22 protein-coding genes and 1 pseudogene are annotated in these 23,774 nt (G+C 59.7%); 6 read left to right on the top strand and 17 right to left on the bottom strand.

Features of this window, described 5'->3' with window-relative positions; all coding sequences use genetic code 11:
* Nucleotides 1–936 precede the first annotated feature (936 nt).
* The 4 genes from waaC (at nt 937) to FH08_RS0132440 (ending at nt 5,567) form a co-directional block, all read left to right on the top strand.
* On the top strand, nt 937–1,941 hold the full coding sequence (gene waaC, locus FH08_RS0132420) for a lipopolysaccharide heptosyltransferase I (protein ID WP_326928992.1): 1,005 nt from the start codon (nt 937–939) through the stop codon (nt 1,939–1,941).
* A gap of 359 nt (nt 1,942–2,300) precedes the next feature.
* Nucleotides 2,301–3,185, top strand: coding sequence for a Kdo hydroxylase family protein (locus FH08_RS0132430; protein WP_031362353.1), 885 nt, complete (start codon nt 2,301–2,303; stop codon nt 3,183–3,185).
* Nucleotides 3,186–3,285: 100 nt separating this feature from the next.
* A complete protein-coding gene (waaA, locus tag FH08_RS0132435) occupies nt 3,286–4,611 on the top strand; it encodes a lipid IV(A) 3-deoxy-D-manno-octulosonic acid transferase (protein ID WP_031362354.1) in 1,326 nt (441 codons plus the stop codon).
* A gap of 35 nt (nt 4,612–4,646) precedes the next feature.
* A complete protein-coding gene (locus FH08_RS0132440) occupies nt 4,647–5,567 on the top strand; it encodes a YDG/SRA domain-containing protein (protein WP_235210571.1) in 921 nt (306 codons plus the stop codon).
* Nucleotides 5,568–5,633: 66 nt separating this feature from the next.
* Here the strand turns inward: FH08_RS0132440 and FH08_RS0132445 are convergent, their stop codons facing one another.
* The 11 genes and pseudogenes from FH08_RS0132445 to FH08_RS0132495 form a co-directional block, all read right to left on the bottom strand.
* The gene (locus tag FH08_RS0132445) at nt 5,634–6,845 is read right to left on the bottom strand and encodes a glycosyltransferase (RefSeq protein ID WP_051888707.1); all 1,212 of its coding nucleotides are present in this window, start codon (nt 6,843–6,845) and stop codon (nt 5,634–5,636) included.
* A 184-nt stretch (nt 6,846–7,029) separates the two neighbouring features.
* A complete protein-coding gene (gene ureG / locus FH08_RS0132450) occupies nt 7,030–7,680 on the bottom strand; it encodes an urease accessory protein UreG (protein ID WP_031362357.1) in 651 nt (216 codons plus the stop codon).
* A gap of 6 nt (nt 7,681–7,686) precedes the next feature.
* Complete coding sequence (locus tag FH08_RS0132455) at nt 7,687–8,367, bottom strand: urease accessory protein UreF (protein WP_031362358.1); 681 nt, start codon at nt 8,365–8,367, stop codon at nt 7,687–7,689.
* Between the two features lie 205 nt (nt 8,368–8,572).
* A pseudogene (gene ureE, locus FH08_RS0132460) lies at nt 8,573–9,208 on the bottom strand (urease accessory protein UreE); the annotation flags it as partial.
* A 13-nt stretch (nt 9,209–9,221) separates the two neighbouring features.
* Nucleotides 9,222–10,928: an urease subunit alpha gene (gene ureC / locus FH08_RS0132465; RefSeq protein WP_031362360.1), complete on the bottom strand. Its 1,707-nt coding sequence runs from the start codon at nt 10,926–10,928 to the stop codon at nt 9,222–9,224.
* A 22-nt stretch (nt 10,929–10,950) separates the two neighbouring features.
* Nucleotides 10,951–11,256 (bottom strand): urease subunit beta, encoded by a 306-nt coding sequence (locus tag FH08_RS0132470; protein ID WP_031362361.1) that lies wholly within the window; start codon nt 11,254–11,256, stop codon nt 10,951–10,953.
* A 31-nt stretch (nt 11,257–11,287) separates the two neighbouring features.
* Nucleotides 11,288–11,590, bottom strand: a complete 303-nt coding sequence (locus FH08_RS0132475; protein ID WP_031362362.1) for an urease subunit gamma — start codon at nt 11,588–11,590, stop codon at nt 11,288–11,290.
* Between the two features lie 68 nt (nt 11,591–11,658).
* Nucleotides 11,659–12,378 carry an amino acid ABC transporter ATP-binding protein gene (locus FH08_RS0132480; RefSeq protein WP_031362363.1) on the bottom strand — a complete coding sequence of 240 codons (720 nt, stop codon included), beginning with the start codon at nt 12,376–12,378 and terminating at the stop codon, nt 11,659–11,661.
* Nucleotides 12,365–13,015 (bottom strand): amino acid ABC transporter permease, encoded by a 651-nt coding sequence (locus tag FH08_RS0132485; protein ID WP_031362364.1) that lies wholly within the window; start codon nt 13,013–13,015, stop codon nt 12,365–12,367. Before FH08_RS0132485 ends, FH08_RS0132480 begins: the two co-directional genes overlap by 14 nt.
* Nucleotides 13,012–13,689: an amino acid ABC transporter permease gene (locus FH08_RS0132490; RefSeq protein ID WP_031362365.1), complete on the bottom strand. Its 678-nt coding sequence runs from the start codon at nt 13,687–13,689 to the stop codon at nt 13,012–13,014. The genes FH08_RS0132485 and FH08_RS0132490 overlap by 4 nt, the downstream gene beginning before the upstream one ends.
* Before the next feature lie 64 nt (nt 13,690–13,753).
* On the bottom strand, nt 13,754–14,557 hold the full coding sequence (locus FH08_RS0132495; RefSeq protein ID WP_031362366.1) for a transporter substrate-binding domain-containing protein: 804 nt from the start codon (nt 14,555–14,557) through the stop codon (nt 13,754–13,756).
* Nucleotides 14,558–15,100: 543 nt separating this feature from the next.
* Here FH08_RS0132495 and FH08_RS0132500 point away from each other — a divergent pair.
* Entirely contained in the window at nt 15,101–15,928 is an 828-nt protein-coding gene (locus FH08_RS0132500) for a three-Cys-motif partner protein TcmP (RefSeq protein WP_075583407.1), read from the top strand.
* A gap of 48 nt (nt 15,929–15,976) precedes the next feature.
* Nucleotides 15,977–16,735 carry a DUF5131 family protein gene (locus FH08_RS0132505; protein WP_035567670.1) on the top strand — a complete coding sequence of 253 codons (759 nt, stop codon included), beginning with the start codon at nt 15,977–15,979 and terminating at the stop codon, nt 16,733–16,735.
* Between the two features lie 143 nt (nt 16,736–16,878).
* Here the strand turns inward: FH08_RS0132505 and FH08_RS0132510 are convergent, their stop codons facing one another.
* The 6 genes from FH08_RS0132510 to urtA all read right to left on the bottom strand — a co-directional run bounded on the left by FH08_RS0132510 (nt 16,879) and on the right by urtA (nt 23,668).
* The gene (locus tag FH08_RS0132510; protein ID WP_031362369.1) at nt 16,879–17,760 is read right to left on the bottom strand and encodes an urease accessory protein UreD; all 882 of its coding nucleotides are present in this window, start codon (nt 17,758–17,760) and stop codon (nt 16,879–16,881) included.
* Between the two features lie 44 nt (nt 17,761–17,804).
* The gene (gene urtE, locus FH08_RS0132515) at nt 17,805–18,497 is read right to left on the bottom strand and encodes an urea ABC transporter ATP-binding subunit UrtE (protein WP_031362370.1); all 693 of its coding nucleotides are present in this window, start codon (nt 18,495–18,497) and stop codon (nt 17,805–17,807) included.
* Between the two features lie 11 nt (nt 18,498–18,508).
* Nucleotides 18,509–19,384, bottom strand: a complete 876-nt coding sequence (urtD, locus tag FH08_RS0132520) for an urea ABC transporter ATP-binding protein UrtD (protein ID WP_031362371.1) — start codon at nt 19,382–19,384, stop codon at nt 18,509–18,511.
* A gap of 11 nt (nt 19,385–19,395) precedes the next feature.
* The gene (gene urtC, locus FH08_RS0132525; RefSeq protein WP_031362372.1) at nt 19,396–20,586 is read right to left on the bottom strand and encodes an urea ABC transporter permease subunit UrtC; all 1,191 of its coding nucleotides are present in this window, start codon (nt 20,584–20,586) and stop codon (nt 19,396–19,398) included.
* A gap of 1 nt (nt 20,587) precedes the next feature.
* Nucleotides 20,588–22,207, bottom strand: a complete 1,620-nt coding sequence (gene urtB / locus FH08_RS0132530) for an urea ABC transporter permease subunit UrtB (protein WP_031362373.1) — start codon at nt 22,205–22,207, stop codon at nt 20,588–20,590.
* Nucleotides 22,208–22,366: 159 nt separating this feature from the next.
* A complete protein-coding gene (urtA, locus tag FH08_RS0132535; RefSeq protein WP_031362374.1) occupies nt 22,367–23,668 on the bottom strand; it encodes an urea ABC transporter substrate-binding protein in 1,302 nt (433 codons plus the stop codon).
* Nucleotides 23,669–23,774 lie beyond the last annotated feature (106 nt).

A 23,774-nucleotide genomic window follows, 5' to 3' on the forward strand; every position in this document is an offset into this window, starting at 1 on the left:
GGATTTTCTCTTTATCACTATTAGCCACTGTGCGTGGCGGCACGTCATTTCTTTGTCCAAAGCGACAAAGAAACGAAGCAAAGAAAACGCTTTCAGAACGAGGGCTCGTAAGTTGACCTAGCGTGCAGTTTCCGCGTTTTTGGCACCCCAAAAGCACGGTGCTCGCAAGAGCAACGGATGTTTGAACCCCTCCTTCTCGCGAATTCTTACACGCACACGCTTCGCCCCGTACGCTCTCGGGCAAGCACGCTTGCCAAGAAACCCGCACGGCCTCACGTCTATTTGGTGCCGGGGTCTTCACGGGTTAGCTGCTTGGTCGGCATGATCGGCCCGGTTATTTTTGCTCGTGGGGCCTCATCTATCCGAGCGCTTTATTTCGAGGTGGGTTGGCGACGTGGTTCGGTATTTGTACAAATTCGTAGATGGTTGTCCGCGGATAGCGCGGGGTGTTCTTTGGGCAGGTTCAGTCACTGGTGGCGAAGCGTGTGGGTATCCGTGTTCGGAGAAGGAGGGTTTCACACATCGGTGGTTCTGGCGAGCACCGTGCTTTTGGGGTGCCAAAAACGTGGAAACTGCACGCTAGGTCAACTTATGAGCCCTCGTTCTGAAAGCGCTTTCTTTGCTTCGTTTCTTTGTCGCTTTGGACAAAGAAATGACGCGCCGCCACGCGCAGTGGCTAATAGTGATAAAGAAAAAAGCCAACTCAAGCAGACCGCTAAGGCCGAAAGCAGCAACCCGGCAATGAATCCGACCGCTAACGCAGGAACCTGGCAACTCGGCATCAACCCCCACCCCAAACCCCAAATCCACCACGCGCGAGCAAAACCCCAACCCTAAGCGCGAGCGAAAAACTAAACCGAACCCCGAGCGCCAGCGGTAAACTCCGCCCCATCTCAAAAAATTGTCCACGCGCCGTCCAATCCGACGGCGCTCACCGTGTCCAGCGTGCAAAAGATCTTGATTGTCCGGGTGTCGTCCCTAGGCGACGTCGTCCATAACATGCCGGCCATCGCCGATATCCGTCGTCTCCACCCCGATGCCCAGATCGACTGGCTAGTCGAAGAGAGCTTCACGGATCTCGTCGAACTCGTCGACGGCGTACGCCGCGCCATCCCGTTCTCCCTGCGGCGCTGGCGCAAACGCCTCTTTTCCTTCGATAACTGGCGCGAAATCCAACGCTTTCGCCGCGCACTCGCCGCAGAAAAATACGACCTCGTCATCGACTGCCAAGGGCTCATCAAAACCGCATGGGTGGCAAGCTGGGCGCGCGGTACCCTGGTCGGCCTGGGCAACCGTACCGACGGCGCCGGCTACGAATGGCCCGTCCGCTTCTTCTACGACAAACGCGTGCCCATCGAACCACGCACGCACGTGGTCGAGCGCACCCGGCAACTGGTCGCCGCCGCGCTCGGCGATCCGCGCCCGGAAGCAACGGACGCGATCGAATTCGGCATCGATACCCGCCGCGCCGCGTTGGCGTTATCGGAGGCAGGGCTGAACCTGCCCGTGCCCTACGTGGTGTTCGTCCATGCCACGTCCCGCGCCGATAAACAATGGCCCGAGACCGCATGGATCGAACTCGGCCAGACGCTGATCCGGCGCGGGGTATCAATCGTGCTTCCGTGGGGCAGCGAGACCGAACGCGAAACCAGCGAGAAGCTCGCCAAAGAGTTCGGCGCAGCAGCAGTCGTGCCGCCGAAACTCTCGCTGCCGGCCGTGGTCGGCCTGATCGACAGCGCAGCAGCGACGGTCGGCGTGGACACGGGACTTGTGCACATCGCGGCAGCCCTGAAGCGGCCGACCGTCGAGTTGTACAATTTCTCGACCGCCTGGCGCACCGGCGGTTACTGGTCGCCGCGCGTAGTGAATCTGGGCAGCGCAAACCAGCATCCGACGTTGCAGCAGGTCAAGGCGATCCTTGCAAGCTTCGGGCTGCTTTGATGCATGAGCAGCAGCGGTATCGGATAGGGTAGTAAGCGGTAGCGGGGCAGCGGGTGTGGAGAGGAAGCGGCTTCGGTTAGAAGGACCGGCTCAATCGCCGCGATAAACCGGCGGCGCGTTTGAGGAATCTTGACGAATTCAAGCGAAACCCGGTGGTTTGAGGTCCATCAACTGCCGGCGTTTCAGGCGGCGAATTTTGCAGTCGGTTTGAGCGAAAATGCACCGCGCTCGCCGGGCGCAACGCATCCCGATGCGTCAATTGAAGCGAATCGAAGCCAATCGAGGTTGATTGAGGCCGATTGAAGCCAGTTGACGATTATCGGGCCGCTCACTCGCTCATCCAAACAAATCGAAGGCACATGACTGAATCTCAAATTATTGAAGTTGCCACCGCCGACTGGCAGGGACAGCAGCTTTCCGTGCCGCGCGAGGCATTGCTGTCCGGCGTAGAGCGGGGCAAGGTCCTGTATTTCCCGCGCCTGGCGTTTGCCATAGAAGGTGGCGAACGGGCGCTGCTCGACCCGAAGGTGGCTGATCCTGAGCGCAAGAACATCAGCCTCGCGCCCAATGGCGGCCCGCTCGTGGGCGTACTCGGCGACGCCGTCGCGCAATCCGCCGTCCGCGCGTTGATCGCGCGCTATCAGGCGAACGCGCGCTCGCTGGTCGACGGGCTGTTCCCTGAATATCGCGGCAAGTTGAGAGTCGCCCCCACCAGCTTGCGGCTGCATCGCGTGGAAACGCGCGAGACGTCGTGGCGCAAGGACGACAGCCGCCTTCACGTCGATGCTTTCCCGTCGCGGCCGAATTATGGCGAGCGCATCCTGCGCGTGTTCACCAACGTCAATCCGGATGGCGCGCCGCGCGTGTGGCGTGTCGGCGAGCCGTTCGAAGACATGGCAAAACGCTTCCTGCCTGCCATCAAGGCCCCGGTTCCCGGCTCCGCGTGGCTCATGAACCTCCTGCACATCACCAAGACGCCGCGCAGCGAATACGACCACCTGATGCTCCATTTGCATGATGCAATGAAGGCCGATATCGACTATCAAGCGAAATCGTCGCAGCAAGAGATGCCGTTTCCGCCCGGCTGCGTGTGGGTGTGTTTCTCCGATCAAACCTCGCACGCCGTCATGTCCGGCCAGTACATGCTCGAGCAAACCTTCTTCCTCCCCGTCAGCGCCATGGTCCAGCCCGACTGCGCGCCGCTCGGCATCCTGCAACGCCTGAAAGGCAGGGCGCTGGTTTGAGCGCCGCAGCCTGGTGGGGGTGTTTCGCGAGTTCGGGCCGTTGCCCGGGTTTCCCTATACGCGATAAGCGCTCGTCGCCAGCCTGCCGCGAGGGCGCTCGATGCTGAGGCTCGTGTATCGCGCGTTATGGTGGCTCGTCGCGCCGCTCGCGGTGCTGCGGCTCCTGATCCGCTCGCGGCGGGAGCGGGGGTATCGGGAACATATCGGCGAACGGTTTGGCTTTGGTCCCATCCGACGTGCCGATGACCTCGCACCGTTGATCTGGGTGCATGCGGTGTCCGTAGGGGAGACCCGTGCAGCGCAGCCGCTGATCGAAGCACTGCAGCAAGCCCATCCCGATGCCCGCATCCTGTTGACGCACATGACGCCGAGCGGCCGCGCGACCGGTGTGGAGCTATACGGCGAGCGTGTTTCGCGCAGCTTTCTTCCCTACGATTCACCGTCGCTAGTGCGGCGGTTCCTGCGCGCTTGGCGGCCATCGCTGGGCATCGTGATGGAAACGGAAGTGTGGCCGACGCTTATCGACGAATGCAAACGGGCCGGTATCCCGCTGGTGCTGACCAACGCGCGGATGTCGGCGCGCTCGTTCAAGCGCGCGGCGAAGTTCGGCAATGCAACGCGCGAGGTGTTCGGCGGTTTTACGCGTGTGCTGGCGCAGACACAGTCCGACGCGGACCGCCTGAGCGCGCTGGGCGCACGCAACATCGCGGTGCTCGGCAACCTGAAGTTCGATATGGCCGCGCCGCCCGAGCTCTACGCGCGCGGCCACGCGTGGCGCGCGGCGATCGGCGAGCGCCCGGTTTGGGTGGCAGCGAGCACGCGCGAGGGTGAGGAAGCGCTGGTGCTGCAGGCGTTCACGGCCTTGCGCACGCGCATACCCGACGCGTTGCTGATCCTCGTGCCACGCCATCCGCAGCGTTTCGACGAAGTAGCCAATTTGATCGATGCCGCCGCGCAATCCTATGTGCGGCGTTCCGCCTGGGCGGGACGGGCGGCGGCGGCGGGATCGGGAATCGATGCCGCGCCGGTCTTGCCCTCCGACGTCAACGTCCTGCTCGGCGATTCGATGGGCGAGCTGAGCGCGTATTACGCGGCGTCGGACCTGGCGTTTATCGGCGGGAGTTTGCTGCCGCTGGGCGGGCAGAACCTGATCGAGGCCTGTGCGGCGGGTGTGCCTGTGTTGATTGGCCCGCACACCTTCAACTTCACGCAGGCGACGAATGATGCTATCGCGGAAGGTGGGGCGTTGCGCGTGAGCGATCCGGCGGCGTTGGCGCGCGGCCTGAGAGAACTTTTCACCGATAAACCCCGCCGGCTCGCCATGAGCGCGGCAGCATCGGCGTTCGCGGCGAAGCATCGTGGAGCGACGCAGAGGACGGTGGCGGTGCTGGGGGCGTTGCTGCTAGACAAAGAACACGAGGCGTAATTTCGTACTAGCGTGGCGAATTAAAGAAAATTTCGTTGAAGAAAATAAAAATGAGCGTTAAGGATAGGTTCGGGCACATTCCTGCCGTGATGGTCGGCGACAAGTTCGACAGCTACGTCGAAATGCATGCGATCGGACTGCATAACCGAGTTCAAGGCGGAATATCTGGAGTCGCTAGGCAAGGTGCAGAGTCAATTGTTATCTCTGGTGGATACGAGGACGATCAAGATTTTGGCAATGAAATAATCTATACCGGACAGGGTGGTCGAAATGAGGCCGGCAAGCATATTAGTGATCAACAGCTAAAGCGCGGAAACCAGGCCCTGGTCGTAAGCGAGATTGAAGGGCTTCCGCTTAGAGTCATTCGAGGTGCAGACCGGAACAATAAATTTGCCCCTGAGACTGGGTATCGCTATGACGGGCTATTTCGAGTCGAAAGCCATTGGTGGGAGACCGGCAAGTCAGGCTTTAAGGTGTGGCGTTTTCGGTTGCTGGAGCTTGACGGTGGTGCGGTCGAGAATGTTAACAGCGGTGGCCCGACCGAACCGACACCTGCCGGGAATAACACGATGCCTGCTCGTGTTAGCAGCACGGTGCAGCGAATCGTTCGGGACACGACTTTAGCGAGATACCTAAAGTACTACTACGACCATAAATGTCAGGTTTGCGGGACTCGACTCGAAAGCGCGGGCGGACCGTATATCGAAGCAGCCCATGTTCGTGCGCTAGGCAGGCCACACGACGGCCCGGATGATTGGGGGAACATCATCTGTCTTTGCCCGAATCATCATGTCATGTTCGACTTGGGCATTTTCTCGATTGCTGACGATTTTTCGTTAATCGGTATTGACGGCAAACTCAATGTGAAAAATGGCCATATCATTGGTTTGGAGCACTTAGCCTATCACCGCGAACACTTTCTAAATCCACTCAACAAAACGTTACCGGAAAGCTAGTCTGGTCGTTTGATCTGCAGCCAACGAAAAATCAGTCGCTGCGGTGGCGCCGGATGTTGCCGGCGCCTAACCCCGCTCCTCCAAAATCCGCGTCACGCAAGCCACGAACCTCTCATTACTTGCCTCCACGCCATACGCCCGCGCCCGTTCCAGCGCCTCACGCGTAAACCCATCGCGCAGGGCATGGTTCGATAACAGCCGCGACATCGCAACTGCCATGGCATCCACATCGCCGATAGGAACCAGCAGCCCGAACCGGCCATCGTCGAGGATCTCCCGTGGCCCCGTCGGGCAATCGGTTGAAATCACCGGCTTGCCAAGCGCCAGCGCCTCGAGCAGGACCATCGGCATGCCTTCGTATCGCGAGCTAAGCACCAACGCGCCCGCGTGCGCCACGACCGCGTGCGGATTGTTCCGATACCCCGTGAAATGCACGCGTTTGCCGATCCCCAACTCCACCGCCAGCGCTTCCAGTTCACCGCGAAAACCGCCGTCGCCGACAATCACCAGGTCTTCCTGCAACTCGGCTTCGCCATGCGTCCTGACAAGCTGCGCGTAAGCCCGCAGCAACGTCCGGTGATCCTTCTGGATCTCGTCAAGCCGCGCCACCGAAACGATATACGGCCCGGCACACGGCGGCGGTTCCACAGCCGCGCCGTTCTCGCGAATCCGGTCTATATCGATTGCATTCGGCAGCACGAACACGTTGCGCAGATGACCATTGAACAGCTCGGTCGCTTCATCGGCCATCTGGCGGTTCAGCGCGGCAATGCCGTCGTAGCGGCCGTATTGCGCGAGCAGCCGCTTCATCTTCCGGCGCCGGCCGCCCAGCCGGGCGTCGAAGCTGAAATGGTTCACGCCGAGCCACGCCACGCCGAAGCGGCCAGCCAGACGGCGCAGCGACATGTCGAAGTCGATGATCAGGTCGTGACGCTGCGCCAGCGCCGCCACACGCGTCTTCACATAGGGGCGCACGGCGAGCGTGTTGAAGACGTCGCGGCCGACACGGCCGAGCTTGCTCAACTGATGCGCGTAGCGGCGCGACTGGAACAGGTTGAGCCAGGGTTTGTCGGTGAGAATTTCCACGCCGACATCCGCCGGAACCAGCGCGCGAAATCGCTGTTCGAACGCGGGGGACGAAAACATCACGGACAGCGTCACCGTGAAGCGCGCGCGGTCGTAGATCCGCAGCCATTGCATCAGCGACGACTCGATGCCGCCATCGTTGAAATCCGCGATGTGAAACAGCACGGCAATGCGCTTCGAGGGTTGCGCCATGGATGTCGAGGACACTGCGGGCGACGATTTCAGCCGCACGGCGGCGTCGCGAATCAGGAGCGTGTCAGGACTGTCGATCAGAGGTCTCCGAAAACGGGCCCTATGGCGGTAAAAAAGGGCAAGGCGATATGTTAACGCACTCGATCGGCCGGGAACAGTTTCTCCCAGGCGCCCGAACCTGCACTCAGACCGCGAGCAGCCCCTTCTTTTCGATGAAACGAACCACGTCGTCGAGCCCTGTCAGCGCTTTCAGGTTGCACATGACAAATGGCCGTTCTCCGCGCATCTTCCTGGCATCGGAGGCCATGATGTCGAGATTTGCGCCTACATACGGGGCCAGGTCGATCTTGTTGATGACCAGCAGGTCGGACTTCGTGATCCCCGGTCCGCCCTTGCGCGGGATCTTTTCACCGCCGGCGACATCGATCACATAAATGGTCAGGTCCGATAATTCCGGGCTGAAGGTGGCCGCGAGGTTATCCCCGCCCGATTCGATGAACACGATATCCGCGTCCGGGAAACGCTCGATCATCTGGTCGACAGCTTCCAGATTGATAGACGCGTCTTCGCGGATCGCCGTGTGCGGGCAACCGCCCGTTTCCACGCCCATGATGCGTTCGGCCGGCAACGCACCCGCGACCGTCAGCAGGCGCTGGTCCTCTTTGGTGTAGATGTCGTTGGTGATCGCGACGAGGTCGTATTTATCGCGCATCGCCTTGCACAGCATTTCGAGCAGCGTGGTCTTGCCCGAACCGACCGGGCCTCCCACGCCCACGCGCAAGGGCGGTAGTTTCTTGGAGCGGCGGGCAGCGGCGGAATAGACAGGTGCGTTCATGTTTTCTTAAGAGCGGAACAATCGTGAATATTGCGATTCGTGGCGCGCCGAGAGAATGCCGAGCTGCGGCGCGAAGGTGTTGATTTCGTCGGGCGAGGTGGCGAGCGCTTTTTCTACAGCGGTATCGATGGCAATGCGTAATGCAACGATGATCCGCTGTCCCGCGATCTGGCCTAGAGGTACCGCTTTCAGCGCGGCAGCGGCCTGGTTTTCCACCCAGGAGAACGCGTAGGCGGCGAGCGCGGCGTCAGGGGCTGCGTCGTGGGCGTAGGCGGCGAAGGCGAATGCGGTCGGTTGTGAGACTGGTTTGATGGCGTTTAACGTGGCTAAACGCGCGGCGTCGCCCCATTCAAGCTGCGTGCACAACTGCGCAAGCGACCAGCCCATCTGCTGGGTTTCGCGGCGCAATTCCGCCGACTCGCGGCTGGCGAGGAATTCTTCATCGGCGGCGGCGAGTCCTGCGGCGTCGTGGGTGCGCCAGCGGGTCATTTGGTGCGCGAGGAACGGGAGCTCGCCGCGTGCGAGCACATTGGTCAGCCCGCTCGCGATCCATTCGCGGGCGCTGTCGCCATCGTGGATCAAGCCGTGTTCTATAGCCGACTCAAGGCCCTGCGAATAACTGAACGCGCCAATAGGCAGCGCCGGCGACGCCAGATGAAGGAGGGCAGTTAATTCAGCGATGCGCATGACCGTGGTCGTGATCGTGGTCGTGACCTTCGTGGCTGCACTGCGAATGGTCGCCGTGGTCGTGGTCGTGGTCGTGGCCTTTGCCTTCGCCTTCGCCTTCGCCGTGAGCGTCATGGTCATGAGCGCCATGGTCTGCATGCCCATGCGCGCACTGCGAATGGTCGCCATGATCGTGTCCTGCGCCGTGCGCGTGCGCGGCATGGTCGTGTGCGTGATCATGAGCGCCATGGTCCGCATGCCCATGCGCGCACTGCGAATGGTCGTCATGATCATGGCCTGCGCCGTGCGCGTGTCCGTGATCGTGATCGTGATCGTGATCGTGCGTGTGTCCGTGATGTTCATCGAAGACCTTTTGCGCGAGCGCGTAGTCCTCTACAAACGTCTCGTCATGCCCGTGCTTGTGACCGCCGCCATACGCGCCCGTCTCCGGCTGGAACGGAGCGCTCGCGTGATCCACGTGCGCGCCCAGACGCTTGAGCATGTCTTCCAGCACCGGATCGGCTTCCAGTTTCAACTGTCCCGCGGCCACTTCCACCGGCGTGTGGCGATTGCCCAAGTGGTACGCGGCGCGCGTCAGCGTAACAGGATCGTGGGCGTGAACAACCAGCACATCTTGCGGAGCGGCGATGACACGCACCAGGCCGCCATCGTCGGCCACCAGCATGTCGCCATCGCGCAGAACCGTGCCGCGCGGCAATATCAGCGCCACTTCCTCACCGTTATCCAGCGTGACGGCCAGACGGCTCTTGCAGCGGTCATCGAAGGCAAGGGTGAGCGTGGGCGCGCGCTTGATCAACGGTGCGGCAAGTTTCGCTTGAATACGTTTGTCGATCGTGCGCATAGAGTCTCGGAAATCAGAATAGGAAGTAGCGCTGCGCCATCGGCAAGACGGTTGCCGGCTCGCAGGTGAGCAACTGGCCGTCGGCCACGACCTGATACGTTTCCGGATCAACGGTAATGGACGGCCTGTACGCATTGTGAACCATGTCGGCCTTCGAGATGTTCCGGCAGTTCTTCACCGCGACCACTTGCTTCTTCAATCCATACCGTTCGCCGATGCCGTCATCCAGCGCCATCTGCGAGACAAACGTCAGGGATGTCTTGCCCAGCGCGCCGCCGCGCGTCGCGAACATCTCGCGATAATGCACCGGCTGCGGCGTCGGAATCGATGCGTTCGGGTCACCCATCTGCGCGACCGCGATCATGCCGCCTTTCAGGATCATGGCGGGTTTCACGCCGAAGAACGCCGGTTCCCAGAAGACGAGATCCGCCCATTTCCCCGGCTCGATGGACCCCACTTCATGCGCGATGCCATGCGTGATGGCCGGGTTGATCGTGTACTTGGCGACGTAGCGTTTCGCGCGGAAATTGTCGTTACACGATGAGTCTTCCGGCAAGGCGCCGCGCTGCGTTTTCATCTTGTGTGCTGTCTGCCACGTACGCATGACGACCTCGCCGACACGCCCCATCGCCTGCGAATCCGACGACAGCATGGACAATGCTCCCAAGTCATGAAGAATGTCTTCGGCAGCAATCGTCTCGCGCCGAATCCGCGATTCGGCGAACGCGATATCTTCCGCAATCGATGGATCCAGGTGATGGCAGACCATCAGCATGTCGAGATGTTCGTCGAGCGTATTGATGGTGTACGGTCGCGTAGGATTCGTCGATGACGGCAGCACATTCGACTCGCCGCAGACCTTGATGATGTCCGGTGCATGACCGCCGCCCGCGCCTTCCGTGTGATACGTGTGGATCGTGCGGCCCTTGAACGCAGCCACGGTTGTTTCGACAAAACCCGCTTCGTTCAGCGTGTCCGTGTGAATGGCGACTTGCGTGTCGGTTTCGTCGGCAACAGATAGGCAGTTATCGATAGCCGCCGGTGTCGTGCCCCAGTCTTCATGCAGTTTCAGCCCAATCGCGCCGGCCTTGATCTGTTCAATCGCCGGCGCGGGCAAACTCACGTTGCCCTTGCCGAGAAAGCCGAGGTTCACCGGCCAGCCATCGGCGGCTTGCAGCATGCGTTCGAGATGCCACGGTCCCGGCGTGCAGGTCGTGGCGTTCGTGCCCGTCGCGGGACCGGTGCCGCCGCCGAGCATCGTCGTGATGCCGGAAGCCAGCGCTTCATCGATCTGCTGCGGGCTGATGAAGTGAATATGCGAGTCGATACCCCCCGCCGTCACGATCATCCCTTCGCCAGCAATCACTTCGGTCGCGGCGCCAATCGCAATCGTCACGCCCGGCTGGATATCCGGATTGCCCGCCTTGCCGATCGCAAACACGCGCCCGTTCTTGATGCCGATATCCGCCTTCACGATGCCCCAGTGATCGAGGATCAGCGCGTTCGTCACGACCGTATCCACGACGTCGGCATGCACGCGTTGCGACTGGCCCATGCCGTCGCGAATCACCTTGCCGCCACCGAATTTCACCTCTTCGCCGTAGGTGGTGAAGTCGCGTTCGACTTCGATCAGCAGGTCGGTATCGGCGAGACGCACGCGGTCGCCGGTGGTCGGGCCGAACATCTCCGCGTAGGCGCGGCGTCCGATGCGTAGCGTCATGTCGATAATCCTGAAGTTGAGATCAAAGCGGACCCATCACGAGGCCGTTGAAGCCGTAGACTTTTCGATCGCCTGCCAGCGCCACGAGTTCAACCGTGCGTTCCTGGCCGGGCTCGAAGCGCACGGCGGTGCCCGATGCAATGTTCAAGCGGAAGCCCCTTGCCTTGTCGCGTTCGAACGTGAGCGCCGTGTTGACTTCGAAGAAATGATAATGCGAGCCGACCTGCACCGGCCGGTCACCTGTATTCGATACCGTCACGGACACCGTCTCACGGCCCGCGTTGAGTTCGTGCTCACCATCGTCGATGAGATATTCGCCGGGAATCATGCACGGCTCCTTTTATAAGAGTGCTGCAAGTTCAGGGAATCGGATGATGGACGGTCACGAGCTTGGTGCCGTCGGGGAAGGTGGCTTCTATCTGGATGTCCGGGATCATTTCCGGCACGCCGTCCATCACGTCGTCGCGGGTGAGGAGGGTCGTGCCGTAGTGCATCACGTCGGCGACGGTGCGGCCGTCGCGCGCCGCTTCCATCAGCGCCGCCGAGATGAACGCGATGGCCTCTGGATAGTTCAGCTTCAGCCCGCGTGCGCGTCGGCGTTCGGCGAGCAGCGCGGCGGTGAAGATCAGCAGCTTGTCTTTTTCGCGGTGGGTGAGCTTCATGGGTTCGTAGCGTGTCTTGTATGAAGTACGGAAGTTAAAGGAAATCCTAGCATTGCAACCCTACGATTTCATTGGATGAACTTCTTCAACTCGATGGTCGTCGGCCGCTCGAAGATCTCCTCAGGCGTGCCGCTTTCCCACACGCGCCCCTGATGCATGAACACGACCTTGTTCGACACGCGCCGCGCAAATCGCATCTCGTGCGTGACCATGATGAGCGTCATGCCGTCGGCGGCGAGGCTTTCCACCACGGCCAATACTTCGCCTACCAGTTCGGGATCGAGCGCGGACGTGATTTCATCGCAGAGCAGTACCGTGGGTTTCATCGCGAGCGCACGGGCAATCGCCACGCGCTGCTGCTGTCCACCCGATAGTTGTTCGGGATAGGCGTTGAATTTATCGGCGAGGCCGACGCGTTCAAGTACTTGCTCAGCGGTCGCGCGCGCCTTGGCCTTATGAACCTTCTTGACCACGGTTTGCGCGAGCATCACGTTTTGTCCCGCAGTGAGATGCGGGAACAGGTTGTATTGCTGGAACACCATGCCGACCTTCAGGCGCAATGCGCGCAGATCGGCGTGACGGGCGTCCATGTGCTCGCCGTCGATTTCGATCGACCCTTCGTCGATACTTTCCAGTCCGTTCAAGGTCCGCAGCAAGGTGCTTTTACCCGAGCCGCTGCGTCCGATGATTGCCACCACCTGTCCCGATTCCACCGAAAAATCGATGCCCTTCAGGACCTGGTTCGCGCCGAACTGCTTCTTGAGGTTTTGCGTTTCAACGAGCGGCATTCCATTTCCTTTCGAGCGTGCGCGCGGTGCGGGTAAGCGGATAACAAATCACGAAATAGATCACCGCGACCAGACCGTAGACCACGAACGGCCTGAAGGTCGCGTTTGAAATCATCGTGCCGGCTTTGGTGAGTTCGGTGAAGCCGATGATCGAGACCAGCGCCGTGTCTTTTACTGCCTGCACGCCGAAGCCGACCGTCGGCCCGATGGCGATGCGCGTGGCTTGCGGGAGGATCACGTGACGCAGTTGCTCGAAGTAATTCATCGCAAGGCTGGACGATGCTTCCCACTGACCCTTCGGAATAGCTTCAACGCAGCCACGCCAGATCTCGGCAAGGTACGCGCTGGTGAACAGCGTGAGGCCGACGGTTGCGGCTATCCACGGCTGGACTTCGACGCCGAGCAAAGGCAAACCGAAGAACACGAGGAACAGTTGCATCAGGAGCGGCGTGCCCTGGAAGATCTCGATGTAGACCTTCACGATAGTGCGCAACACACGCGAGCTCGATACCCGCATGATGAGCAACACGAAGCCCACGATGCCGCCGGCCACGAACGAAACAATCGACAGCACGATGGTCCAGCGCGCCGCGAGCAGCAGGTTGGTGAGGATCTGTTCGAAGGTGAATTCGATCATCGGGCGCCTCGCAGATTGCGCGCGAACAGGCGTTTGCCTGCTTCGTTGAGCAGGAAGCGCACGAGGATCGCCATGACGAGATAAGCGGCCGTGATGAGGAAATACGTTTCGAACGCACGGAAATTGCGGGACTGGATGTAGCTCGCGGCGTAGGTCAGATCGGAGACGGATATCTGAGAAACCACCGCCGAGCCGAGCATCGTGATCACGATCTGGCTCGTGAGAGCAGGAAATACTTTTGCGATGGCTTGCGGCAAAACCACATGCCTGAAGGTCTCGCCGCGCGACATGGCAAGCGACGCCGCCGCTTCAAGATGCCCCTTCGGCACGGCCGCAATACCCGAGCGGATGATCTCCACCGAATACGCGCCGAGATTGAGTGTCATGGCGAGGACGGCGGCCACGTATTCATCAATACGAATACCCAGCGCCGGCAGCCCGAAGAACACGAAGAACAACTGCACGATAAACGGCGTATTGCGGATCGCTTCCACATAGCCGCCAACGAACGAACGCACTGTCGGGAACTTGCTGCCTTTGCCCGCCGCACCGAGTATGCCGACCGCGAGGCCAAGCGCGGTCGACACGGCAGTCAGCCCAAGGGTTACTGCCGCGCCGCTCGCGAACATGCCGGCGTACTGTCCGAGATCGCCGAACTGGAGTTGATATGCCATTAATTCGGCGCCTTGTTATTTAAGCTTGATGGTGTTGATTCACTGATTCACTTCACGAGCCGAATTAAAGACCGGCCGGCAGCGGCGCCTTGAACCATTTCTCCGACATCGCTTCGAGCGAGCCATCTTTCTTCGATTGGGCGATGGCGGCATCGACTTTAGCCAGCAAGCGCGGTTCGTTCTTGTTCATGCCGACGAAACACGGCGAGTTCTTGATCACGAACTTCGGCTCCGGACGGCGCGGCGGATTCTTCGAAAGGATGGCTGCGGCCACGATGTTGCCCGCCGCGATCAGATCGACCTGGCCGGAAAGGAATGCCTGGATGGTCGCGTTGTTGTCCTCGAAACGCTTGATGGTCGCGTTCGGCGCCATTTGCGTGAGAGCAATCTCTTCGAGGGCGCCGCGGGTCGCGCCGACCGTCTTGCCGGTGAGATCGGCGGGGCCGGCGACCTTGATATTGGCCGGCCCGAACACGCCCTGGAAGTACGGCGCGTAGGGCGCGGAGAAGTCCATGACCTTCTCGCGATCCGGCGTTTTGCCCAGCGACGAGATCACCAGATCCACCTTGTTCGTCGTCAGGTACGGCACGCGATTCGCGCTGTTGACCGGCACGAGTTCCAGCTTCACGCCGAGTGACTTGGCGAGCAGCGCGGCCATATCGATGTCATAACCTTGCGGCTGCATATCGCCGCCAACGGCGCCGAACGGTGGGTAATCCTCCGGCACTGCAACTTTCAGCACACCGGCTTTCGTGACGTTATCGAGCGCGTCGGCGTGGGCGGTGAGCGGGACCAAGGCAAGAGCCGGAAGGGCGAGGAGGGCGGCGACTGCGGTACGAAGAGCGTGGCGGCGAAGCGTGTTGGTCATTTGATTCTCTTTCGTTGGTTCGCGATGTGGCGCGGTGCGTCTCATTGATGGATGCACTCGACGGAAAGAGAGTTAAGCGAGAGTCGTGCCATTGCTCTTGCGCCTTGCTGGGTAAGGAGCGACACGAAGAGGTCGATTGAATGCATTTATTTGGTGCGATTCGACGCATTAAATTGGTGCGTCGTTTGACGCAACTGTCCTGCGTGAGGAGTCGCACGGCCTGTGATTGCGATGCAGGCGAGGTGGGCATGAGTAAAAGTGATAGCTGGTATGAGAAATCAAGCACCCGTATTTCGGAAATTACTCAAAAGTAACGCACCGCCTCCTATGATACTTTGATGACTCGAGGTAATTCGTCATTGGGAATTGACCATTTACTTCGTTTGGAAGCGAAAAAGACTTTTATAACTGAAAGTCCAATACAAAAAGGTGTCGGTAGGATTAAACGGTTCAGCTCAGAGTGCGATATTCCAATGTGCTGACGCGGCTCACCTCGTCAGCACATTGAAAACATAATTTATAATCAGTGAATGGGAGCCCGATTTGGCCAACATAACAAAAATCGTAACCGACCCGTTGGACGGTTTGCCCGTCATGGAGGTTGGGCGCTGGGTGACAGAAGAAAAACATCGAGTAATCGAGCGATATATCGACGCATCTTGGGGAGCGCGTCAAGGATTCACAGGTCAGCGCAGCTATATCGACTTGTTTGCTGGAACGGGCAGAGTGAAAATTAAGCACACAAGTATATTTGCAGACGGCGGGCCACTTGCCGCGTGGAATATGGCACGTCAACGGCGCGGTACATTTTCTGACTTCTTTGTCGCTGACGCGGATGCGACGTATCTCGGCGCATGTGACACACGCTTGAGAAAACTGGGTGTCCCTGTTTCATCGAAAGTCGGACGGGCAGATCAGACTGTAGATTGGGTGCTTCCGCAACTGGATGCTCGAAACGGCTTCCATCTCGCACTGCTCGACCCCTTCAACGCGGGTCATCTCCATTTCTCGATCATCAAAAAGCTGTCGATTATGCGTCGAATCGATATCGTGGTTCACCTAAGTACGGGTGATATTCAGCGCAACATCGCGTCCGGATTACGCAGCGATAGCTCACCACTAGACGCTTTTGCGCCCGGATGGCGTCAGGCAGTGCAGAAGCAATCTTCGAAGCATGAGATGCGACATGCTTTCATTGATCATTGGAAGCAGTTGGTCCGAAACACCGGTCTTCGCGTATGTGACACTATGTATCCGGTGAAAAACAGCAAGGACTCGACCATGTATTGGCTATGCTTGCTCACACGGCATGACCTTGCAGAAAAGCTTTGGCGCGAAGCTTGCAATATACGTAATAAAACGCTTTTCTAAGCGTTCACGGTCGGTATACTGCGGTACGTTCACCTAGCAGCTATGCTCATGGCCACTACTACTACCATTGAATGGACTGAGATGACATGGAACCCGGTGACGGGTTGCATAAAGATCAGTCAGGGATGCAAGCATTGCTATGCAGAGCGCATGGCGAAGCGGCTAAATGCGATGGGTTCTGCCCGTTACGAGAATGGTTTTACTCCCACGCTCCATCACGATCTCATTGATACACCGCGGCGATGGAAAAGGTCCCGGATAGTATTCGTGAATTCCATGAGTGACTTATTTCAAGAGGACGTCCCGCTTGATTTTATACAGGCGGTTTTCAAGACCATGGTGGAATGTCCGCAGCATACATTCCAAGTGCTCACTAAGCGCTCGGCGCGACTCGCGGAAGTAGCGCATCTTCTTCCCTGGCCGGCGAACGTTTGGATGGGCGTCAGCGTGGAGGACGAACGCGTCATCGATCGCGTTCGTGACCTTGCGTCCACTCCAGCCCGAGTGAAGTTTCTTTCGTGCGAGCCGTTAATCGGTCCCCTTGACAAGCTGCCGTTAGCAGGCATCGATTGGGTCATTGTCGGAGGCGAGTCCGGACCCGGCGCGCGCCCGATGAACGAGGAATGGGTGCAGTCCATACGAAAGCAATGCAGAGTGTTTCGAACGGCTTTTTTCTTTAAACAATGGGGCGGAATTCGCAAAGACCGCACTGGCCGAGAGCTCAACGGTCGAACGTATGATGAAATGCCGCGACACAGGAGTCCGCGCGCTGACGTGGGCGATCCCGTTGCGCGGTCCGCTATTTAGCCAACCGCCCGATATTGCGTGCGTAATAGATCACCCGATTTTTCCGCACATACTGAGACTACTAGTCTCGGTACTTGGCGGCGGCGAATGACTACAGATCGTCATACCGCCCCGAAGACTTGACGAGCTCAAGTCGTGAACATTCACGTTGTCCAAAGTCGCAACGGTCGAGCATCGACGCCGTGAATCAGCGGGCGCAACGTAGTCCAGCATTCGGTCATTAATCGTTGGAGGGGCTCCATCGAATGGCTTGCGGCACGGATGATCAATACGCCCGGCGCAACGCAGGAAGCGGCGGCGCGCAGCGAGGAATCGAACGGAAGGCGCGCTGTCAGCGTTTCCGCCAGAGCATCGTCACTTGCCGGCCCGATCGCCCAGAGCGTGCCGTACGCGGGAAAGCCGGCAAGACCTTGCGGCGCGAGGCGTAATGGATCATCGGCACTTAGCAGCGCGCGTTCGAACCAGCGCAAACGGCCCTTACTGTCCTTGATTCGCGCCGTGGAAATCAACCGGCCTTCCGACCATCGTTCGCCCGCGGCCTGCCGGCCCAACTGCATCGCGTCCCAGCCGATAGCCGTCGCCGTCTCGTCCACCGTCAACGTGAAATCCAGCGCCACATTCGATGACTCGAAAACAATGTTGTTCTGCGGCAGCCAGTCGAGCTTTGCATTCGCGCCGACGCGGAGTTCGATGCGCTGCGTGGCGAGCTTGCCGTTCGCCTTGTACCACTTGGTCGCACCCGGTGTAGTGATAACGGCGTGCGTTTGCTCAGCCAAGTCGATATCGATGGCCAGCCTGTCGCCGCCCGCCACGCCGCCCGGCGGATGAACGATCACCGCATGGCAGATGGTCTCGCCTTCGGGATACAAGGGCCGTTGCATGCGCAAGGGCCCCATGTGTTTTCGATGCGTGAGCGCTGTTCGCCCGGAAGCTTGAGGCGTGAAACCGAGTTCGAGTCTGCCGTGCCATTCTGGGAAGTCTGAGGCAGTCGGTGGTAGCAGCGCAGCTAAAGGTTCGTGATGCATGAGGCTTTCCGGATCGGAGCAAGTCGCCAATAGTACGGCGAGCGTCAGACCGCGATCAACTCCCGCACGCCATGCGCTTCCATGTCTGCGCCGTCACCACCCGCTACAATTTCTCCGCGGCTCATCACCCAGTAACGGTCGGCAAGCTCGCGAGCGAAGTCGTAATACTGCTCGACGAGCAACACCGTCATGCCCATTTCATCGACGAGCTGACGCAACGTGCGCCCGATATCCTGAATGATGGACGGCTGGATGCCCTCGGTAGGTTCATCGAGAATAAGCAACTGCGGTTCACTCATCAGCGCACGGCCAATCGCAAGCTGCTGTTGCTGGCCGCCCGACAGATCACCGCCGCGTCGGCTTTTCATGTCTTTGAGCACAGGGAACAATTCGTAGATCCGGTCCGGTACTTTCGATGGCGTCTTGCGGCTCGCCGCACCCACCAGCAGGTTTTCTTCTACGGTGAGACGGCCGAAGATGTCCCGCCCTTGCGGTACGTAAGCGAGGCCGCTCGATACGCGCTTATAGGTGGGCATCGATGAAATCTTCGCGCCGCGCCATGAGATCGTGCCGCTTTTCGTGGGGACCACGCCCATCAGGCAGCGCAGCAGCGTGGTCTTGCCCACGCCGTTACGGCCGAGCAAAACCGTGAGTTTTCCATCGGGCACGGTCATCTTCACATCGCGCAGGATGTGGCTGCCGCCGTAGAACTGGTTGAGTGATTCGACTTCGAGCATCTGTATTTCCTCTATCGACCGAGGTACGACTCGATCACTTTCTCGTTGCGCTTCACTTCGTCGAGCGTGCCGTGTGCAAGCACGCTGCCTTCGGCCATCACCGTTACGCGCCCCGTGTCTCCTGACAGCGCAGCAACAAATTCCATGTCGTGCTCGACGACCATCATCGAGCAGGTGCCGCGCAGTTTGTTCAGCAATTCCGCGAGCTGCATGGTCTCATGGTCCGTCATGCCGGCGGCGGGTTCATCGAGTAAGAGAAGGGCAGGCTGCTGCATCAGCAACATGCCGATCTCCAGCCGCTGCTTCTGCCCGTGCGACAACTCACCGGCATAACGCGTGGCATCGGCTTCGAGATGGATCAGTTCCAGCGTCTCTTCAATCCTCGCTTGCGCTTCCCGGTCGAGTTTCGATCTCAGCGACGCGAGCCAGCCCTTGTCGGTTTTCATCGCAAGCTCGAGGTTCTCCCACACCGGATGATTCTCGAACACGGTCGGTTTCTGGAACTTGCGTCCAATGCCCGTGCGCGCGATGACCGGCTCCGACATGCGCGTCAGGTCAAACGTCTGGCCCAGAAAAACCTTGCCCGAATCCGGCCGCGTTTTACCGGTGATGACGTCCATCATCGTGGTCTTGCCCGCGCCGTTGGGTCCGATCACGCAACGCAGTTCGCCCACATCAATAGACAGCGTCAGCTTGTTCAGCGCGCGGAAACCATCGAAGCTCACGGTCACGTCTTCGAGATACAGGATCGTGCCATGCGAGACATCGATCTCACCGGGTTCCAGAACGTGGCCCAGGCCGGTGATGCCGTTCTGGTTACGCTCGTTGATTTCCGGCAGCGGCGGCAGATCGACAATCAATGCGTTATATGCGTTATCCAATGACATCGAAAAGGTAGTCAATGTGAATGTCCTCCCGCTTTCTTCTTGCGCAGCGCGATATCGATGAGGCCCATGATTCCGTTCGGCAGCAGAAGGGGCACGAGCGTGAAGATCAGGCCCAGGAAGAACAGCCAGTATTCAGGGAAGTTCGCCGTAAAAAAGCTCTTCGCGCCGTTCACCGCGAACGCGCCGATGATCGGCCCGATCAAGGTCCCGCGCCCACCCACGGCGACCCAGATCGCCATTTCGATGGAGTTGCCCGGCGACATCTCGTTCGGGTTGATGATGCCCACCTGCGGCACATACAACGCGCCGGCGATGCCGCACAGAATGGCCGAGATGGTCCAGATAAAAAGCTTGTATGCAAGCGGGCTATAGCCGAGAAACATCAGCCGCGCTTCGCCATCGCGCACGCCTGTGACCACACGCCCGAGCTTGGACGTCACAATCGCCCGTGCTGCGATAAACGCGAGAATCAGCACGCCGAGCGTCATCAGGAACAATACCGTGCGCGTACTTGCCGCCGTGATCGGAAAGCCCGCGATGCGCTTGAAATCCGTGAAGCCGTTGTTGCCGCCAAAGCCGGTTTCGTTGCGATAGAAGAGCAGCATCGCAGCGAACGTCATGGCTTGCGTGATGATCGACAAGTACACGCCTTTTACACGTGAGCGGAACGTGAAGAAGCCAAAGATCCATGCAAGCACGCCAGGCACCACGATCACCAGCAACAGCGCGTACCAAAGGTGTTCAGTGCCTTGCCAGTACCAGGGAAGCTTGTGCCAGTCGAGGAACACCATGAAGTCGGGCAGATCGCTTTGATAGCTGCCTTCACGGCCAATCGAGCGCATCAGGTACATGCCCATCGCGTAACCGCCGAGCGCGAAGAACAGTGCGTGGCCGAGGCTCAGGATGCCGCAATAACCCCAGACCAGATCAAGCGCCAACGCGCCGATCGCGTAGCACATGAGCTTGCCGACGAGCGTCATGGAATAGGCGCTCAGATGGAACGTGCTCGACTCCGGCAGCACGAGCGCGGCGATCGGCACGCAGATGCCCATCGCGATGATGAACGCAATCAGCGCAATCCAGCCGCTGCGGGGAAGGAGGGCGGCGCGCGGCGGCAGGCCGAGTGCAAAGCCTTCGCGCTTTGCCTGCTCGTCGGGCTGTGGCGAGACGTCGAGATTCGCTGAGACGTTGGGTGTATTCATCTCAAACCTCAGCGCTACGGCCCTTCAGGGCGAACATGCCCTGAGGACGCTTCTGGATGAACAACACGATCAGCACAAGCACCGCGATCTTCGCGAGCACTGCGCCCCAGAACGGTTCGATCGTCTTGCTGACAAGCCCGAGCCCGAAGCCACCGATCACCGTTCCCGCCAGTTGTCCGACGCCGCCGAGCACGACCGTCATGAATGAATCGATGATGTAGCTTTGCCCCAGATCCGGCCCGATATTGCCGATCTGCGAGAGCGCACAGCCGCCGAGTCCCGCGATGCCCGCGCCGAACGCGAACGCATACGAATCCACGCGAGAGGTTTTTACGCCGACGCACGCCGCCATGCGGCGGTTTTGCGTGACGGCGCGCACGAACAGGCCGAGGCGCGTCTTGGTCAGCACGACCCAAGCGAGGAGCACGACGACCAGTGAGAAGCCGAGAATGGTGATACGGTTGTACGGCAGGATCAGGTTCTGCATGACGGAGACGCCACCGCTCATCCACGATGGGTTGGTCACCTGCACGTTCTGCGCGCCGAAGATGGTGCGAGTCGCTTGAATCAGGATCAGGCTGATGCCGAAGGTGGTCAGCAGCGTTTCGAGCGGACGGCCGTAGAGATGTTTGAGTACCAACCGTTCAAGCACGATGCCGACCACCGCAGCCGCCGCGAACGACACCGGCACGGCGAACAGCGGATACCAGTTGAACGCGCCCGGTGCGTAGTGCTGGACGAGGTTCTGGACCACATACGTGGCATACGCGCCGATCATCAGGAACTCGCCATGCGCCATGTTGATCACGCCGATCAGACCATACGTGATCGCAAGGCCGAGCGCGGCAAGCAACAACACGCTGCCGAGGGACAAACCAGCGAAGATCGTGCCGACAATCTCGCCGCGTCGCTGGATCGAATTCAGCTCTTCAATACCTGCTTGCGCTGCTTCGCGCACGCGCGCATCGGGTTCTGCGAAGGTACCGTCCGCGTTTTTCACGACGATAGGGCGCAACAGTTCGTTCATATCCAGGTCGTGACGCGCGGCGACCAGTTGCACTGCTTCGAGGCGTTTGTTCGGATCTGTGTCGTGTAACGCGGTGGTGGCCCACAGCGTATCGAGACGTTTCTTGAGCGTCGGATCGGTCTCCTGTGCGCGGGCTTTATCGACTAAAGGTTTGATGGAGGGATCGGCGTTCTTGAGCAATTCATCGATGGCCGCGCGGCGCTTTTCGATATCCGGCGATGACAGTTGCAAGCCCGACAACGCACCCGACACCTTCGCGCGCAGCAGATTGTTCAAGGTGACCGGTTGCGCACCGGGCGCTTCCACGGTTTTGTTCGTGAGCGCGTCCTTGTTGCCGTCGTCAGTTTGAATCAGGACCTTGCCGTCATCGGTGGCGACAAGCGAGCCATCGGAGAGCGCGTTGAGAACAGCGATCGAGGGAGCATCGGCGTTGGCGATCAGCTTGTCGATGGCGGCGGATTTGGCGTCGAAGTCATCAGCGGCGAGCGGCGCGAGATCGTCTGCTGAAAGGGCCGCGAACGCGGCAAGCGGCATGCAGGCAATCAGGATTGCGCAGAGGCCACGGCGAGCGAAGCGAAGAATCGAATCAGTCATGAAGGGCCTGTCAGGTAGAGCGGAGTGCGATGCGGCGCGTTGCGTATTGCGTATTGCGTGTCGCCCGGACTCGTATGAACCGCCGCGGTGTGTTCTTGTGCTTCGAGCGCGGCGGTTCGATCTTCAACGGTGATACTTGGTGAGGCTTAAACCCGAGACTTAAGCAACGCGTCGGCGGCGCAGGAAATCCGGAATCGAGCTGACCACATCCGGCTTGCCTTCGTTGCCCGGAATGTACGGACTCCACGGTTGCGCGCGAATCGCAGTCTTCGTGCGCCACACGACGTTGAACTGGCCGTCGGCACGCACTTCGCCGATCATCACCGGCTTGTGCAGATGGTGGTTGCCGTCCATTTCCAGCGTGAAGCCCGACGGTGCGGCGAACTTCTGGCCGACCATCGCCACGCGGATCTTGTCGACATCGACGCTCTTCGCTTTTTCAGCCGCCTGTTTCCACATATGGATGCCGACGAAGGTCGCTTCCATCGGGTCGTTCGTCACGCGCTTGTCGCCGCCCGGCAGGTTGTTCTTCTTCACCCACTCGGCGAACATCGCCTTGAACTTCGTGTTCTCCGGGTTCTTCAGCGACATGAAGTAGTTCCACGCGGCCAGGTTGCCGACCAGCGGTTTGGTATCGATACCGCGCAGTTCCTCTTCGCCCACCGAGAACGCGACGACGGGCACATCGGTGGCCTTCAGGCCTTGATTGCCGAGCTCTTTATAGAACGGCACGTTCGAGTCACCGTTCACCGTCGAGATCACGCAGGTCTTGCCGCCTTGCGAGAACGTCTTGATGTTCGCCACGATGGTCTGATAGTCCGCGTGGCCAAACGGCGTGTAGACCTCTTGAATGTCGTCGTCCTTCACGCCTTTCGAGTGCAGGAACGAGCGCAGGATCTTGTTCGTCGTGCGCGGATAGACGTAGTCGGTGCCCAGCAGGAAGAAGCGCTTGGCGCCGCCGCCTTCCTTGCTCATCAGGTATTCGGTCGCGGGGATGGCTTGCTGGTTCGGCGCTGCGCCCGTGTAGAACACGTTCTTCGACATCTCTTCACCCTCGTACTGCACCGGGTAGAAGAGCAGGCCGTTGAGTTCCTCGAACACCGGCAGCACGGATTTCCGCGACACCGATGTCCAGCAGCCGAATGTCACCGCCACTTTGTCTTGCGAGATCAGTTGACGGGCTTTTTCGGCGAAGAGCGGCCAGTTCGATGCCGGGTCGACGACCACCGGTTCCAGTTGACGCCCGAGCACGCCACCGCTTGCATTGATCTGGGCAATGGTCATCAGCGCCGTGTCTTTCAGCGATGTTTCCGAAATCGCCATCGTGCCGGAGAGTGAATGGAGAACGCCGACTTTGATCGGCCCCGTATCGGCGGCTTGCGCTTTTGAAATGGGCAGTTGGCCCGCAATCGCGAGCGCGCCCGACATGGAGCCGAACTTCAGGAGACTGCGTCGTTTCATTGTGTTTCCCCTTGCCGATTTGTTTGTTTTAAAGCGGTTGTCTGGTGGATTTTTTATATCGCTGACGAAGAGTCAGTGGGATGGACACTGCAAGGGGTATGCCAAT

Origin of the sequence: Caballeronia sordidicola (assembly GCF_000729995.1) — a bacterium.
In the GTDB taxonomy this organism is placed as follows: Bacteria; Pseudomonadota; Gammaproteobacteria; order Burkholderiales; family Burkholderiaceae; genus Caballeronia; species Caballeronia sordidicola_A.

Excerpts from the sequence above, each read along its gene's own strand:
- FH08_RS0132430 (WP_031362353.1), top strand. The coding sequence starts at position 2,301 with ATGACTGAATCTCAAATTATTGAAGTTGCCACCGCCGACTGGCAGGGA.
- waaA (WP_031362354.1), top strand. The coding sequence starts at position 3,286 with ATGCTGAGGCTCGTGTATCGCGCGTTATGGTGGCTCGTCGCGCCGCTC.
- FH08_RS0132445 (WP_051888707.1), bottom strand. The coding sequence starts at position 6,845 with ATGGCGCAACCCTCGAAGCGCATTGCCGTGCTGTTTCACATCGCGGAT.
- ureG (WP_031362357.1), bottom strand. The coding sequence starts at position 7,680 with ATGAACGCACCTGTCTATTCCGCCGCTGCCCGCCGCTCCAAGAAACTA.
- FH08_RS0132455 (WP_031362358.1), bottom strand. The coding sequence starts at position 8,367 with ATGCGCATCGCTGAATTAACTGCCCTCCTTCATCTGGCGTCGCCGGCG.
- ureC (WP_031362360.1), bottom strand. The coding sequence starts at position 10,928 with ATGACGCTACGCATCGGACGCCGCGCCTACGCGGAGATGTTCGGCCCG.
- FH08_RS0132470 (WP_031362361.1), bottom strand. The coding sequence starts at position 11,256 with ATGATTCCCGGCGAATATCTCATCGACGATGGTGAGCACGAACTCAAC.
- FH08_RS0132475 (WP_031362362.1), bottom strand. The coding sequence starts at position 11,590 with ATGAAGCTCACCCACCGCGAAAAAGACAAGCTGCTGATCTTCACCGCC.
- FH08_RS0132480 (WP_031362363.1), bottom strand. The coding sequence starts at position 12,378 with ATGCCGCTCGTTGAAACGCAAAACCTCAAGAAGCAGTTCGGCGCGAAC.
- FH08_RS0132485 (WP_031362364.1), bottom strand. The coding sequence starts at position 13,015 with ATGATCGAATTCACCTTCGAACAGATCCTCACCAACCTGCTGCTCGCG.
- FH08_RS0132490 (WP_031362365.1), bottom strand. The coding sequence starts at position 13,689 with ATGGCATATCAACTCCAGTTCGGCGATCTCGGACAGTACGCCGGCATG.
- FH08_RS0132495 (WP_031362366.1), bottom strand. The coding sequence starts at position 14,557 with ATGACCAACACGCTTCGCCGCCACGCTCTTCGTACCGCAGTCGCCGCC.
- FH08_RS0132505 (WP_035567670.1), top strand. The coding sequence starts at position 15,977 with ATGGCCACTACTACTACCATTGAATGGACTGAGATGACATGGAACCCG.
- FH08_RS0132510 (WP_031362369.1), bottom strand. The coding sequence starts at position 17,760 with ATGCATCACGAACCTTTAGCTGCGCTGCTACCACCGACTGCCTCAGAC.
- urtE (WP_031362370.1), bottom strand. The coding sequence starts at position 18,497 with ATGCTCGAAGTCGAATCACTCAACCAGTTCTACGGCGGCAGCCACATC.
- urtD (WP_031362371.1), bottom strand. The coding sequence starts at position 19,384 with ATGTCATTGGATAACGCATATAACGCATTGATTGTCGATCTGCCGCCG.
- urtC (WP_031362372.1), bottom strand. The coding sequence starts at position 20,586 with ATGAATACACCCAACGTCTCAGCGAATCTCGACGTCTCGCCACAGCCC.
- urtB (WP_031362373.1), bottom strand. The coding sequence starts at position 22,207 with ATGACTGATTCGATTCTTCGCTTCGCTCGCCGTGGCCTCTGCGCAATC.
- urtA (WP_031362374.1), bottom strand. The coding sequence starts at position 23,668 with ATGAAACGACGCAGTCTCCTGAAGTTCGGCTCCATGTCGGGCGCGCTC.